This window comes from Pedobacter chinensis (assembly GCF_003339865.1).
GTDB lineage: Bacteria > Bacteroidota > Bacteroidia > Sphingobacteriales > Sphingobacteriaceae > Pedobacter > Pedobacter chinensis.
In genome coordinates this window covers 1-14,806 of the sequence record NZ_QPKV01000016.1, presented here as the reverse complement: position 1 = coordinate 14,806, position 14,806 = coordinate 1, and the positions used below count along the sequence as shown (strand labels likewise).

The 14,806-nt window shown below is 36.6% G+C and carries 10 protein-coding genes; 4 read left to right on the top strand and 6 right to left on the bottom strand.

Annotated features, from left to right (window positions below; translation table 11 throughout):
* Positions 1-97: 97 nt before the first annotated feature.
* The 5 genes from guaA to DU508_RS22805 form a co-directional block, all read right to left on the bottom strand.
* Complete coding sequence (guaA, locus tag DU508_RS22825) at positions 98-1,627, bottom strand: glutamine-hydrolyzing GMP synthase (protein WP_115404987.1); 1,530 nt, start codon at positions 1,625-1,627, stop codon at positions 98-100.
* A 60-nt stretch (positions 1,628-1,687) separates the two neighbouring features.
* A complete protein-coding gene (locus DU508_RS22820) occupies positions 1,688-2,086 on the bottom strand; it encodes a type II toxin-antitoxin system VapC family toxin (protein WP_115404986.1) in 399 nt (132 codons plus the stop codon).
* Positions 2,083-2,319 carry a type II toxin-antitoxin system Phd/YefM family antitoxin gene (locus DU508_RS22815; protein ID WP_115404985.1) on the bottom strand — a complete coding sequence of 79 codons (237 nt, stop codon included), beginning with the start codon at positions 2,317-2,319 and terminating at the stop codon, positions 2,083-2,085. The genes DU508_RS22820 and DU508_RS22815 overlap by 4 nt, the downstream gene beginning before the upstream one ends.
* Before the next feature lie 275 nt (positions 2,320-2,594).
* Positions 2,595-3,050 (bottom strand): deoxycytidylate deaminase, encoded by a 456-nt coding sequence (locus DU508_RS22810; RefSeq protein ID WP_115404984.1) that lies wholly within the window; start codon positions 3,048-3,050, stop codon positions 2,595-2,597.
* 65 nt (positions 3,051-3,115) lie between these two features.
* Positions 3,116-4,723: an MFS transporter gene (locus DU508_RS22805; RefSeq protein WP_115404983.1), complete on the bottom strand. Its 1,608-nt coding sequence runs from the start codon at positions 4,721-4,723 to the stop codon at positions 3,116-3,118.
* A gap of 152 nt (positions 4,724-4,875) precedes the next feature.
* Between DU508_RS22805 and DU508_RS22800 the strand changes: the two genes are divergently transcribed.
* On the top strand, positions 4,876-5,502 hold the full coding sequence (locus tag DU508_RS22800; protein WP_115404982.1) for a LysE family translocator: 627 nt from the start codon (positions 4,876-4,878) through the stop codon (positions 5,500-5,502).
* Positions 5,503-7,147: 1,645 nt separating this feature from the next.
* Here the strand turns inward: DU508_RS22800 and DU508_RS22795 are convergent.
* Complete coding sequence (locus DU508_RS22795; RefSeq protein ID WP_115404981.1) at positions 7,148-9,049, bottom strand: amidophosphoribosyltransferase; 1,902 nt, start codon at positions 9,047-9,049, stop codon at positions 7,148-7,150.
* Between the two features lie 260 nt (positions 9,050-9,309).
* Here DU508_RS22795 and DU508_RS22790 point away from each other — a divergent pair, with 260 nt between their 5' ends.
* The 3 genes from DU508_RS22790 to DU508_RS22780 are packed head-to-tail and all read left to right on the top strand — an operon-like array spanning position 9,310 to position 14,722.
* On the top strand, positions 9,310-11,958 hold the full coding sequence (locus DU508_RS22790; protein ID WP_115404980.1) for a TonB-dependent receptor: 2,649 nt from the start codon (positions 9,310-9,312) through the stop codon (positions 11,956-11,958).
* Between the two features lie 2 nt (positions 11,959-11,960).
* Entirely contained in the window at positions 11,961-13,295 is a 1,335-nt protein-coding gene (locus tag DU508_RS22785) for a DUF4876 domain-containing protein (RefSeq protein ID WP_115404979.1), read from the top strand.
* A gap of 5 nt (positions 13,296-13,300) precedes the next feature.
* Positions 13,301-14,722 (top strand): DUF6850 family outer membrane beta-barrel protein, encoded by a 1,422-nt coding sequence (locus DU508_RS22780; protein ID WP_115404978.1) that lies wholly within the window; start codon positions 13,301-13,303, stop codon positions 14,720-14,722.
* The last annotated feature ends 84 nt before the right edge of the window (positions 14,723-14,806 follow it).

Genomic DNA, 14,806 nt, shown 5'->3' with positions numbered 1-14,806 from the left:
TAACAAAATATGCCGGCAAAAGTTCTACCTTGCCAGCATAATTCTTATTTTATGTAGTTTGGAGCTGAAAACCCCAAACTGAAAACGCACAGTTAAATTATTCCCACTCAATGGTTGCCGGTGGTTTCGAGCTGATATCGTAAACCACTCTATTGATGCCTTTCACTTTATTGATGATCTCATTTGAGATTTTTGCCAAAACTTCGTACGGTAAATGGCACCAATCTGCTGTCATACCATCTACTGATTCAACTGCACGTAAGCAAATCACATTTTCATAAGTACGCTCATCACCCATTACGCCAACAGACTGAACAGGCAAAAAGATTGCCCCGGCCTGCCAAACTTTGTCGTATAAACCAGCGGCTTTTAATTCGTTAATATAAATGGAATCAGCATGTTGCAGAATTTCTACTTTTTCTGCAGTTACATCGCCCAGAATACGAATGGCTAAACCCGGCCCTGGGAAAGGGTGCCGACCTAAAATAGAATCATCAATTCCTAAAGCCTTCCCTACCCTGCGAACTTCATCTTTAAACAAAGTGTTCAATGGTTCTACCACTTTCAACTTCATGAAATCAGGTAAACCACCAACATTATGGTGCGATTTTATGGTTGCAGATGGTCCGTTTACTGAAATGGATTCAATCACATCAGGATAAATGGTTCCCTGCCCGAGCCAGTTTACACCGGTAACTTCATGTGCAGCATCATCAAACACTTCAATGAAAACACGGCCGATGGCTTTTCGTTTTAGCTCCGGATCTTTTAATCCCGCAAGCTGACTTAAAAAGCGATCTTTAGCGTCAATTCCTTTAATGTTTAAGCCCATGTGTTTGTATTGCTCAAGCACTTGTTCATATTCATCTTTACGCAACAAACCATTATCAACAAAAATGCAATGTAAATTTGTTCCGATGGCCTTGTGAAGCAATACCGCAGCAACACTGCTATCCACACCACCAGATAAGCCTAACACCACTTTATCATTACCCAGTTTTTCTTTCAGGTCTGCAACTGTGGTTTCAATGAAAGATGCTGAAGTCCAGTCTTGTTTACATCCGCAAATATCAACCAGGAAGTTTTCAAGCAAAATCTTACCATCTATACTATGTGTAACCTCCGGATGGAACTGAATGGCATAAGTATCAGAATCTTTAATATGGTAGGCTGCAACCTTTACACTATCCGTACTGGCAATCAATTCGAAATTATCCGGAATGCCGGTAATGGTATCGCCATGGCTCATCCAAACCTGAGAATCGATATTGATTCCCTTGAATAATTTATTTTCCTGATCTACAAAACTTAAGTTGGCACGGCCATATTCGCGTGTAGAGGAAGGCTGAACATCGCCACCTGAATGTTGAGCAATATATTGAGCGCCGTAACAAACAGCCAATAAAGGATATTTTGTATGGTATTTTGTTAAGTCAATTTGAGGAGCATCATCCTGACGAACAGAATATGGGCTACCTGAAAAGATAACACCTTTTACATCTTCAGTAATTTCGGGAAGGTTGTTGAATGGGTATATTTCACAGTAAATATTTAGTTCGCGAACTCGACGGGCTATGAGTTGTGTAAACTGCGAACCAAAATCGACGATAATGATTTTTTCTTGCATCCGCAAAGTTAGCAATTAGATATGAGATTTTGGTGCCCATAACTTAGATTTTGCTATTTTTTACCAAATGATTTTTAATCCGCTGGCTTGATATTTTGATATGTTTTCATCCTTTGATATTAAAGAGGCATTTTGTTGAATAGCCTGCCAGATCAGCATTCTGCCAAAAGGATCTTTATGCCAGCAAGTATCTAATTGATGGTAATTAGCTGCCTCAGCCGGCAAAAGAGGTAAAAGCTTAAAACCTGTTTGGATTGCTAAATCAGGCAAGGCCTCCGGACTGATCCTTAATGCCTCTAATTTACCTAGTGAATGCTTTAATGATATTTTCCAAAAACTTATCGCACTTACAAATATTATATTGCTTTTATCTTCAATGATTTCTTGTGATTTGACGGATAGTTTTGATGAGTACATTAACGACCAAATAAAGGTGTGCGTATCCAGCAAATAGCTCATAATCCCAAAAACTCCTCTTCCGTCATTTTGAAATCATCCCTAAAGATGATTTCGGCCTTGCCATCCAATATTCCTAATTTACGTTTACCTTCTTTTTTATCTAATTTAGGAACAAAATATCCTATAACTTCTTTCTTTTTACCATAAGTTACAGCTATTTCTCTCCCTTCTTTCACTTGCTCTATTACCTCTGAAAAATGAGTTTTAAATTCACCAACCGACATCTTTTTCATAAATCAAATACAAACAAAACTTGTCAAGTTGTCAAGAACAGCTTAAGTTTAATGATTTTATCTCTTATGTGTTCATGTACCAATTCAAGCAACCAAACGATTAAACAATTAACCAGTTCAAACAACTAACCAATTCAAACAACTAACCAACTAACCACATCAACCAACTAACCAATTAAACAATTAACCAGTTCAAACGATTAACCACTTCAAACAATTAACCAATTCAAACAACTAACCAACTAACCAGTTCAAACAATTAACCAGTTAACCTGCTATTCAATCAACTCCACCTCTACTCCAAATTTTCTTAAAAAATCCACACCTTCATCACTTGGCAAGCCCTTATATGCCGCATAAGATTTTGAGTAATAAACCAATTTAATTCCTGACGATAAAATTAACCTGGCACAAGCAATGCATGGCGATAAAGTAGTATAAAGCGTGCATCCTTCTATTTTTGATCCGTTTTTAGAGGCATAAAGAATGGCATTCTCTTCCGCATGCAAGGCTAAAGAACAACTGCCTTTGCTATCTCTTGCACAACCATGCTCCGGCCATTCTTCATCGCAATTGTGCGTTCCGGCGGGTGGTCCGTTATAACCGATGGAAATAATCCGGGTATCTTTTGTTAAAACTGCACCAACATGAGCACGCACGCAATGCGAACGGGCAGCTAAATCAGTAGCGAGGTTCATGAATATGGTATTGAAACTTGGTTTGTCAGTCATGGTTAAAAATCAAAAAAGCCACAAAGAAATTAATCTTTGTGGCCGTAAAAATACTTTATTAAAAATTAATGTCCACCTTCAGCAGTAATATTTTCGACATCTATACCTTGTTTTTTAAGTTCTCCGCTTACTTTCCAAGCGAAGAAAATTAAGTAGGCAAAGCCTAAAACAGGAATGATGTAAGAATTATGAATACCAGCACTATCAGCTAGTTCGCCTTGAATTGGAGGAATAATCGATCCACCTAGAATCATCATAATTAGGAATGATGACCCTTGTGAAGTATATTTTCCTAAGCCAGTAATAGCTAAAGAGAATATTGATGGCCACATAATTGAACAGCATAAACCGCCGCTTACAAAAGCAAAAATAGCAACATGACCGGTAGTTAATAATCCGATTATCATTGCTATCGCACCTAATGTTCCAAAAATAGCGAGCGTTTTTGCTGGCTTTTCCTGACCAAAAAACACAGCTAAAATCATTACAGCAATACATATAGAATAAATGTAAAGATTTCCAACATCAGTACCGGTTGCATGATTTACAACTAGGATAATGCCAAAAGCAATAAAAGGCACAATAACTGTTAAAATATTTTTAGTCATCTTGGTCAAATTGAATGCACTTACTGCACCGGCCCAACGACCAATCATCATACTTCCCCAGTATAAAGAAATATATGGTTTAATATCTGCGTCATCTAAACCGCCAAAAGCAGGTAATTTTAATAATGCACCCAAATTACTTTGAATAGTTACCTCAGTACCAACGTACATGAAAATGGCAAGCATCCCCAAAACCAATTGTGGATATTGCATGGCACCCCAACTTGCTAAGTTTTCTTTCTTTACAAAATAGCCAAACAATAAAGCTGCAAGAATAATTGCGAAAGATGAATAAACGAAAATTGATGCGCTTATACCTGTCATGTTAGCTAACGGACCAGCAGCTGCGACCATTAAAAAACCTAAAATCATTACCACTAAAGATCCTGTTGGTTTACTACTAGCTTCTATTTTTTCGTTACTCGTTACATCAGGTAGTTTTGAAATGCCAAAGAACACCGCCACCGCCAAGAACAAACCTGCAAGGATATAGTATAAATTATTAATTGATGAAATTTCTACCACTTTAGCAACAGCGTCATTAGCTGTTCCGAAAAGAACAACACTAACGATTACAGGTCCCATTAAACCACCAAAGTTATTAATACCGCCTGCCAAGTTTAATCGGTGCGCACCACTTTCGGGCTTGCCCAAAGCAACAACAAATGGATTTGCAGCTGTTTGCTGTAGAGAGAATCCTAATGCAATGACAAAAAATGCAAATAAAATAAATAAGAATGACCCAGAATGAACCGCTGGAATCATTAGTAATGCACCACCTGCTGAAATTATCAAACCAGCGATAATCCCTTTTTTGTATCCTATTTTGTTTAAGATATCGACTTTACTTGCTTGAGATGCAAAATACAAAATCAGTGACCCAATAAAGTAACCGCCATAAAAGGTAAAATCGATCAGTTGTGATTCAAATTGGGTTAATTTGAAATGAGTTTTACAAAAGGGAATGAAAATACCGTTTGATGCGGCAACAAACCCCCAAAAAAAGAATACAGTTATAATCGTGTATAGCGCTGTACCATAATTTTTTGTCGTTTCCTTTGTCATTTTATATTTAATATAATTTAGTTTTAGTGGGGCTAAACATAAATAAAAAAAAATTAATTAACAGTAACTTTTATGCAACTAATGCAACAAAAATAAATGCCCTATGTTTAGGTATAAAATTGCATATTCGCATATTATAAACAATACAATACATGTTTGAAGCCATATTATTAGGTATTGGGGCAGGGATTATTTCGTCGTTTTTAACAGGTCCGGTATTTTTTGCAATGATTAAAACCAGTATAGAGAGAGGCTTCAAAGCCGGATTTTCTTTGGCTATTGGTGTTATAATTAGTGATATTTTTCTGATTGCCTTAGTGCTTTTCGGCAGCCAGTTTTTCGAATACAAAGCAAGCTTTGATAAATATGTTGGAAGCATTGGCGGTATTTTCTTACTTGCAGTGGGAATATATTACCTCATTTCAAAAATTACAGTTAACTACGATTCGACAACCCTTCCGAAGGTAAGCAAGCGGAGTTTTGTTCTAAAAGGATTTTTGATGTGTATCCTAACTCCTTCCACTTTGATGTTTTGGATTATTGTAAGCGGGATTATTTCAGTAAAGCTGAATAATATGCTTAATGAAAAACTGGTTTGTTTCTTCATTGCGATGGCAACCCAATTGAGTATAGACGGTGCAAAAAGCTTTTACTCCAGCAAACTCCGGTATAAAATAAAAGAAGATGCTTTAAAAACCCTGAACAAAATTGCCGGAGTAATTATTATATTTTTTGCTTTTTGGCTGATCTATAAAACCTACATTCAGTTTTATGCCTAGGTACTTTTATTTTGAATAAAAGTGTCATCTAGCTTTGCCTTTACGATGTTGCAAATCCTGGTCTATTATTCCTTTGCACAAAACCCGTTCACCCACTGTCATTCTGAGCATCGCGAAGAATCTCCAAGCGATGAAACACAAACTTTAATACAGCACCACACCTCTTAAAAAACAAGCCAGTAATAAACCAGGTGTAATGCTTGTAGGTTGCAGATTTACTTCGTAGCTGCTTCGCGGTCTTCACTGCGTTCAGAATGACAAAACCCGAATATACCTGTCATTCTGAGCATCGCGAAGAACCTCAAAGCGATGAAACACAAACTTTAACTCAGCACCGCACCCCTTAAAAAACAAAGTCAGCAGTAAACCAGGTATAATGCTTATAGGCTATAGATTTACTTCGTAGCTGCTTCGCGGTCTTCGTTGCACTCAGAATGACAAAACCCATTTAACCACTGTCATTCTGAACGCAGTGAAGAATCTCCAGGCGATGAAACACAAACTTTAACACAGCACCACACCCTTAAAAAAACAAAGCCAGTAATAAACCAGGTGCAACACCTTTTGTCATTCTGAGTGCAATGACAAAACCCGAATATACCTGTCATTCTGAGCATCGCGAAGACCTGCGAAGCAAGCATGAGTACAATTGAAAACAACGTTATTAATGAATAACCTCAAAGCGATGAAACACAAACTTTAATACAGCACCACACCCTTAAAAAAACAAAGCCAGTAATAAACCAGGTGCAACACCTGTAGGCCACAGATTCTTCGTTGCACTCAGAATGACAAAACCCATTTAACCACTGTCATTCTGAACGCAGTGAAGAATCTCCAGGCGATGAAACACAAACTTTAATACAGCACCACACCCTTAAAAAAACAAAGCCAGTAATAAACCAAGGTGCAACACCTTTTGTCATTCTGAGTGCAATGACAAAATCCGAATATACCTGTCATTCTGAGCATCGCGAAGACCTGCGAAGCAAGCATGAGTACAATTGAAAACAACGTTATTAATGAAGAATCTCCAGGCGATGAAACACAAACTTTGATACAGCACCGCACCTCTTAAAAAACAAAGCCAGTAATAAACCAGGTGCAACACCTTTTGTCATTCTGAGTGCAATGACAAAACCCGAATATACCTGTCATTCTGAGCATCGCGAAGAATCTCAAAGCGATGAAACACAAACTTTAATACAGCACCACACCCTTAAAAAAACAAAGCCAGTAATAAACCAGGTGCAACACCTTTCATTCTGAGTGCAATGACAAAACCCGAATATACCTGTCATTCTGAGCATCGCGAAGACCTGCGAAGCAAGCATGAGTACAATTGAAAACAACGTTATTAATGAATAACCTCAAAGCGATGAAACACAAACTTTGATACAGCACCACACCCTTAAAAAAACAAAGCCAGTAATAAAGCAGGTGCAACACCTTTTGTCATTCTGAGTGCAATGACAAAACCCGAATATACCTGTCATTCTGAGCATCGCGAAGAACCTCAAAGCGATGAAACACAAACTTTAACTCAGCACCGCACCTCTTAAAAAACAAAGCCAGTAACCGGCTCATTTTTAAAACAAAAAAATAGCCCACATTAAATGTGAGCTATTTTTGATCTGTTTCGTGCTTAATAAGCCCTTTGATTATTTCCTTCTTTCCAGTTAACAAATGCCTTATTGACCACTTTGTTACCACCAGGAGTTGGATAATTACCAGAGAAATACCAATCTCCCTTGTTCTTCGGACAAGCTTCGTGCAGGTTTTCTAAACTCTGATAGATAACCTCAACCTCGGCAACCGTTCCTTTTGGTGTAATGATCTGAGCAATTTTAGCCGAAATTTCTTCAGGAGTAAATGGCTTATAAATATCTTTAACGTGATTTATGATTTCTTCTTTAGGTAATAGCAGTGATGCTTTACATTTTGTATAAACATCTTCTATAACCTGCCACATCCCACGTTCAGTGAGCAATTGAATGGCGGCATCGAAAGCAACAAACTGTCCCATTCTACTCATATCAATACCATAGCAATCCGGATAACGAATTTGAGGTGCAGAAGAAACAATGATGATTTTCTTAGGGTGTAAACGATCTACGATTTTAATGATACTCTGCTTTAATGTTGTACCGCGAACAATCGAATCATCAAGTGCAACCAAAGTATCCGTATGGTTGTTAATGATTCCATAAGTAGTATCATAAACGTGAGCAACCATTTCGCTGCGATCTGCATCCTGCGTAATAAATGTCCTCAATTTCACATCCTTTACGGCAAGTTTTTCCACTCGGGGCGCCATGGATAATAAATCATCCAGTTGCTCATCAGTTAGCTGCTCTTTTTTGTGTAAAAGTGTATCTTTTTGATGCTTCCGAACATACTGCTGAACACCATCCACCATTCCAAAAAAGGCCACTTCTGCTGTATTCGGAATAAATGAGAAAACCGTGTTTTTCAAATCATAATTAACCGCCTGAAGAATTTTATCACTCAACAAACGACCCAGCTGTTTACGCTCGCGGTAAATTTCCACATCACTGCCTTTTGAGAAATAAATCCGCTCAAATGAACAGGATAATCTTTCAGTAGGCTCACGGAATTGCTCCATGCTCACTTCGCCGTTTTTCTTGATAATTAAAGCATGCCCCGGGTCGATTTCTTTAACATCTTTAAACTGGATGTTGAAAGCGGTTTGCAATGCCGGTCTTTCAGAAGCAGCCACTACAATTTCATCATCGTAGTAGTAATATGCCGGGCGAATACCAGCCGGATCACGCATGACGAATGAATCGCCATTACCAACCATACCACAAATCGAATAACCCCCATCCCAGGTTTTGGCCGAGCGGCGAAGGATATTGGCGATATCCAGGTTTTCAGAAATTTTGTGCGTGATGGCTATATTGTCATGTCCTTCTTTTTTGTACTCATCAAAAAGCTCCTGGTTTTCATCATCTAAAAAGTGGCCGATTTTTTCCAATACAGTAACTGTATCTGCTTTTTCTTTCGGATGCTGACCCAACTCGTACAATTGCTCTAATAATTCATCAACATTGGTCATGTTGAAGTTACCGGCAATAACCAGGTTACGGGTCATCCAGTTATTTTGCCTTAAAAAAGGATGGCAGTTTTCAATGCTGTTTTTGCCATGTGTACCATAGCGCAAATGGCCCAATAACACCTCGCCGATAAAGCTAACATTGTTTTTGAGCCATTCTGTATCCTGCATTAATTCAGGCGTATTTTCTTGTATATCTACAAACTTGTTCTGCACGTATTCAAAGATATCTGCCACCGCGTTGGATGCCATGCTTCGATATCGGCTAATGTATCTGCTACCCGGTTTCATATCCAGTTTAATGGTTGCAATGCCCGCGCCATCCTGGCCCCGGTTATGTTGCTTTTCCATTAAAAGGTATAATTTGTTAAGGCCGTAAAGTGCTGTACCGTACTTTTGCTGGTAGTAAGAAAGTGGTTTTAACAGGCGAATAAAAGCGATTCCGCATTCGTGTTTTATCTGATCACTCATTGTGTGGGATTGAAGCCGCAAAGTTATCCTTTTATATGATTACAACCTAAACAAAAGTGTTTTCTTTTTTAATGATGAGGTTACACTGACAGAAAATAATTGAGATATTAATTGTTAAATCCTGTATAACTAATTAGAATCTTTCTAAATAATTTGCTTAATAAGTGTAAATTTTACACCTTTGCAAAATAAATTAGAATTAGTCTAAATTGAAGAAACTTTATATTTTAATATTATTGACTTTGATTTGTTTCACTGGGATGGCGCAAAACATTAATTTAAGAGGAAGGGTTGTAGATGAGAAAAATCAGCCAATACCCTTTGCTATTGTTAATCTTACAAATATTGAGCGGTACACCTATACTGATACACTTGGTATGTTTAGTTTTTCTATCCCATCAAAAACTCATATTACTGATTTTGAATTTAAAATTAGTTATGTAGGCAAAAAGGCAATTGAAGCTAAAATTCCATTAGGAAATCTATCTTCTCAATTAATATTTAAAATGGTTGATTTAAGCTTAACCCTAAAAGATGTTGAGGTAAATCAAGTCAGAAAAACCCAAAACTCCAATTCATCCATTGTTTTTGATAGGCAAGCACTTGAGCAAACACAGGCTTTTAGTTTAACCGATGTTTTAAACAATTTACCGGGTAAAAAACTAGTTGCGCCTGATTTACAGAACCCGCAAACCATTACATTGCGAAGCGAGGCTAAAGGTTTACAGTCGTTAAATAACTCTTTAGGGATAGCCATTATCATTGATGACATACAGCAGTCCAACAATGCCAATATGCAAAATAGAAATGTAAGCAAATGGGGTGTTGGTTCAAATATAGGAAGTGCAACCTATGGAACTTTTGATGTGCCATTTAGCGGTTTAGATATAAGAGATATTCCTGTAGACAATATTGAAAGTATAGAAGTTATTCAAGGTGTTGCTCCTGCAAAATATGGTGATTTAACGGATGGCGCAGTGATCATTAACAGACAAGCAGGAAAACTGCCTTATCAATTCAGTACACGTATTAATGGGGGTTCAACTAATTTTTCAATCTCTAAAGGCTATAAACTTGATAATAAATGGGGAGCGATCAATGTTGGCACGAATTATCTTAAATCTAATGAAAATCCTAGCGACAAAACGAAAGTTTACGATCGAGTAAGTGGAAACATTATGTGGACAAGTTATTTCTTAAAGGGCTTAAAAAACACATTATCTATTGATTACAGTTATAAAATTGATAATGTGAAACAAGATCCAGATGATGGAACGGAACTAATGACTTATTCTAAGGGCAGAAATCTAAGTGTTAGTAACCGAACATCATTAAACATCAACCATAATATTATTAAATCTCTGAATGCCAGTTTAGGTTACAGTTCTGGATATCAAGAAACCTACAATCAAAGATATCTTAACGGAGCAACCAAAGGTATAACAGATAAAGATACATCTGGAGTAATTTACGAAGGGTACTACATTCCAGGGAATTACTTAGCTGTAGAACACATTTCAGGAAAACCACTAAACTTTAATGGCAACATTAGTTTAGCAAATGAAATTTATACGGGTGGTCTACTGCATCAGATCAGCATTGGTGGAAATGCCTATTATTCACGAAATGCTGGAATGGGTGTAATTGTAGACCCAACTAAACCAAGATGGGCAAATACAGCGTATCAAAACGATAGACCTTACGACTTTGAAAGTCTTCCGAATATCGTCAATTATGGTGTATATGTTCAAGATAATTTTAAAGTTAGGTTTTTTAAAAGGGATCTGAGTTTCAATCTGGGTCTTAGATATGACATACAAAATGAGCAAGGCAATATTCAACCTAGATTAAGTGCCAATTATAAATTGAGCAACGATATCGAATTTAATACTGCTTACGGCATTTCAACAAAAGGACCTACACTTGCTCATCGCTATCCTGCTCCAACTTACATAGACCTTATTTTACTCAATAAATACACAGGCTATGTGGATGAAAGTATATTATTAGTATATACCGATCGGATTATTCCTGATAACACAAACTTAAAATCAAGTCAATCCAACCAGTTTGAATTTGGATTTAGAATGAAAAAACCACTTTTTAATACCTCATTATTTGGCTATTTCAAAAGTAATACAAATGGTTTCAGCAATAATACTGTATACAAGACCTATGTTTTACCTCAATATGATTATACATATGTTCAAGGTAGTCGACCAATTGTTAAACCCAATGGAACTTACAGCAGAAGATATGTTGGAATAAATACCGTTGGCAATGATCTTAATTCGAAAAATTATGGATTAGAATGGGGATTAGCCTTAAAGAAAATAGAAGCAATTCAAACTATCTTTAATATTAACACCTCATTTAATTATAGCATATATCACAATTCTACTCAAAGAGTTGTACCTACCAGTCAAAACAACATTGATTTGGGCAAAGTGGCATGGTTTGGTATTTATCCTGCCAACGAATATTATGATTGGACATTAATGAGTAAATTCAGTTCCACTACCCACATCCCAAAACTAGGGTTCGTGATTAATCTACTTGCGGATATCTCTTGGCAAACGATTAGCAAAACTTTATCCGACAGTTATCTTCCCATTGCCTATTACGATATCGATATGGTTAGGCATGAAATACCATCCTTTGATCGGAATAATCCAGAATACGGTTATTTAAGTTTGACCAGTGCTGCAAACAGTAAAACTAAATTACCCTTCTCTTATGTAAACATGTCAATCCGTATCTCAAAAGAAATAAAGCAGAATTTAAGATTATCAGTTAACGCATACAATTTTTTAAATGTCAGATATAGATACTATAATCCTGACACAGGTAATGTAACAATTTATTCCTATCCGACAAGTGTTGGGGCAGAATTATCTATTAAATTTTAATCATGATGAAAAAATCACTACTTCCTTTTTTAGCCTGCTTAGTTATTTGCTTTGCAGCATGTAAAAAAAATGTACTGGATGAGGTACAGCCCGTTCAAGCAAATTTTCAATTAAGCTTTGATGCTGCTACCAAAGATTTAGGCTTAGCTTTGACAAATGCAGAAATTACTCTAACAAATAAAATGGATGGGACTGTGAACAAAGCTAAAGCTGACAAAGATGGTAAAGTTGTTTTTGCAAGTATAGTTCCAGGAAATTATAGCGCCATAGCGAGCTTAACAATCAAAGCAGCAGATTATACAAATATTACCGGAACTTATATTGCACAAGATATTGTTTTTAATGGTAGTTTGGAAACTAATGTAACTGCCGCTAGTGGTAATTTAGCCATAACATTAAAGTCTGGAACTTTAGGAAATTGGGTAATTAAGCAAATTTATTATGGTGGCTCAAGCGCTTCCAATGGTGCTGTATTTCGTGATCAGTTTATTGAAGTTTTTAATAATTCAAATGAAGTTTTATACGCCGACAGCTTATATATAGCACTTATTTATGGAAAAAACACAAAGGTTTCTGGTGTCGATATAACCCAATCAGCGTATCAGTCAAATGGTCAACTCAACTGGGCAAGCTCAATTGGCATGACTTCAAGCAAACCAAATGAAGATTTCATCTATATAAAAAGCTTTTTTATGATTCCAGGCACTGGCAAACAATACCCAGTTCAACCTGGTACTAGTTTGATAATTGCTCAAAACGCACAAAATCACAAAGGTGCTTATACAGGATCTGACGGAAAAACCATTACAGTAAAAAACCCTGATTTAACAATTGACTTAAGTAAGGCGGACTTTGAAACATATTATGGGGATATCCCTGGAATTAATCCATTAGCATCTGACAGTGACAATCCAAATGTTCCAAATGTAAAAGTATTAATGACTGACGATAGAGATATGATCCTGAATAGCAATGGTTACGAAGCAATTGCAATTTTCAAAATGGACGATCCTTCAAAGCTTGCTGCATTTCCTTCTCCCGAAACCAAAGCCATTACCAGTGCAACAATATTTTATAAGCAACTACCAAACAGCTTGGTAATTGATGCTGTTGATATCGCTCATACAACAGCTTCTAGTCGTGCTGCAAAAAGAATCCCTGATGCATTGGACGCTGGATTTATTTTTACCCCTGGCGGTTCTTACTCATCCCAGTCAGTTATTCGCAGAACTTCAACCACTGCGGGCGGTAGAAGAATCCTAAAAGACACTAATAACTCAACAGCAGATTTCGATTATCTAACAATCGCTGATCCTACAAAAACAGTTTTTAAATAATTATTGTGAGGTTTTTAATAACGATCAATTTTATCATATTTCTATCAGTAGTTGTTCGCGCACAAGAGCAAACAACCACTGATAGTATTTATTTGTTTAAGCAAGCTGAAGTTAACTTTAAATCTTTAAAATGGGGAATTACACAATTGACTAGCACTGATATTAATAAAGTTGCTTATCTGAACTTAAATTACAATTACCAAAAAGGTCATTTCAGGCAGGCACAACAAGCTGAAAAAACTACACAAGCATATTTTGCAAGCGAAGGTATCAGTACAATTGATCGTTTTAAACTTTATGGTTACTTCTCTTTCGCCAGAACCTGGCAAGATAGTTTAGCTTTTAGCCTGAAAGGAGTAGAAGATTCCTATACACCTTATTATTTTGTCGCCGGTAAAGCAGGCACCTTTGAACGTCAAAAATACCTGGGCGGCGGCCTGATTTCTTACAATATTTTAAAAAACAAATTATTCATCGGAACGGGAATCGATTATCTTTACAATTCTACTGCCCGATCTGTCGATCCCAGATCTTTGGTAACAACTTACAAAATTACTTTCAGCCCTGAAGTTTCGTATAAATTTAATCAAAATACGCTAGGCCTAGGAGTCATTGCAGGCTATGGTGATGAAAAAGTTGAAATAGGCTATAAAAACAGAGATTTTGCAGGCTCACAGCTTTATCCCGACCGAATTTCATACTTGAATTATGGCTATGGATTTTTAGAAATTAACACAACCAATTTCATCAGAAGAAATACATATACGGGTTTAAAATTAAACTACACAGGAAAATTTATTAATTGGGATTTCAGTAGCCGACTTGCTTATCTGATATCGAAAGAAGCTAATCAGTTAGTAAAAGAAAGATCAATTGAGGATGAAACCTTTGGCACTTTTCAACTGGAAACATATAAAGCAAATGTTATTATTAATAAAAGGTTAGGCAAAGTTAGCCATCAAATCGCTTTAGGAGCTTGCCAAACTACTGGAGATGATGATTTGGTACGGCTTAAAGCAAGAAATTATACACTGAAGATAACTGATGTTAATCTGATGTATAGCCACTATAAATCGATCATGAATAGCAATTCTATTACATGGTTTGTTAAAGCCAATTACAAGGATTTTTACCAGAAGGATGCTGCTGCGAATCATACTCTTAGGTATAGTTATATAAATCCTAAAATTGGAGGAATAATTTATTGGAACAAAGTAAAAGACGATTTTCTTTCAACAGAACTCAATGTAGGTACTCGTTTACCTCTAAGTACAGAAGTAATCGTACCAGCAACACAAGTCAATATCTTTACACGTGGCGTAGCTTATCCCGACTACCTATATTGGAGTAGTAAGGTTGGCGAGATAAAAATGCGTGTTAACTATACCACAGGGCTTTGTAAAATAAACTGTGTCAATCTAAAATAATGCTTCTCAAAAAAATCAATTCAAATCTAATATCATTCTATCAGGAAACCAAATGGCAAGTTTCTGAGCAGTTGTAGCCCAATT

What these genes read in the sequence shown, in the direction of transcription:
- DU508_RS22795 (WP_115404981.1), bottom strand. Translation starts at nt 9,049, where the DNA reads ATGAGTGATCAGATAAAACACGAATGCGGAATCGCTTTTATTCGCCTG.
- guaA (WP_115404987.1), bottom strand. Translation starts at nt 1,627, where the DNA reads ATGCAAGAAAAAATCATTATCGTCGATTTTGGTTCGCAGTTTACACAA.
- DU508_RS22820 (WP_115404986.1), bottom strand. Translation starts at nt 2,086, where the DNA reads ATGAGCTATTTGCTGGATACGCACACCTTTATTTGGTCGTTAATGTAC.
- DU508_RS22810 (WP_115404984.1), bottom strand. Translation starts at nt 3,050, where the DNA reads ATGACTGACAAACCAAGTTTCAATACCATATTCATGAACCTCGCTACT.
- DU508_RS22815 (WP_115404985.1), bottom strand. Translation starts at nt 2,319, where the DNA reads ATGAAAAAGATGTCGGTTGGTGAATTTAAAACTCATTTTTCAGAGGTA.
- DU508_RS22785 (WP_115404979.1), top strand. Translation starts at nt 11,961, where the DNA reads ATGATGAAAAAATCACTACTTCCTTTTTTAGCCTGCTTAGTTATTTGC.
- DU508_RS22790 (WP_115404980.1), top strand. Translation starts at nt 9,310, where the DNA reads ATGGCGCAAAACATTAATTTAAGAGGAAGGGTTGTAGATGAGAAAAAT.
- DU508_RS22800 (WP_115404982.1), top strand. Translation starts at nt 4,876, where the DNA reads ATGTTTGAAGCCATATTATTAGGTATTGGGGCAGGGATTATTTCGTCG.
- DU508_RS22805 (WP_115404983.1), bottom strand. Translation starts at nt 4,723, where the DNA reads ATGACAAAGGAAACGACAAAAAATTATGGTACAGCGCTATACACGATT.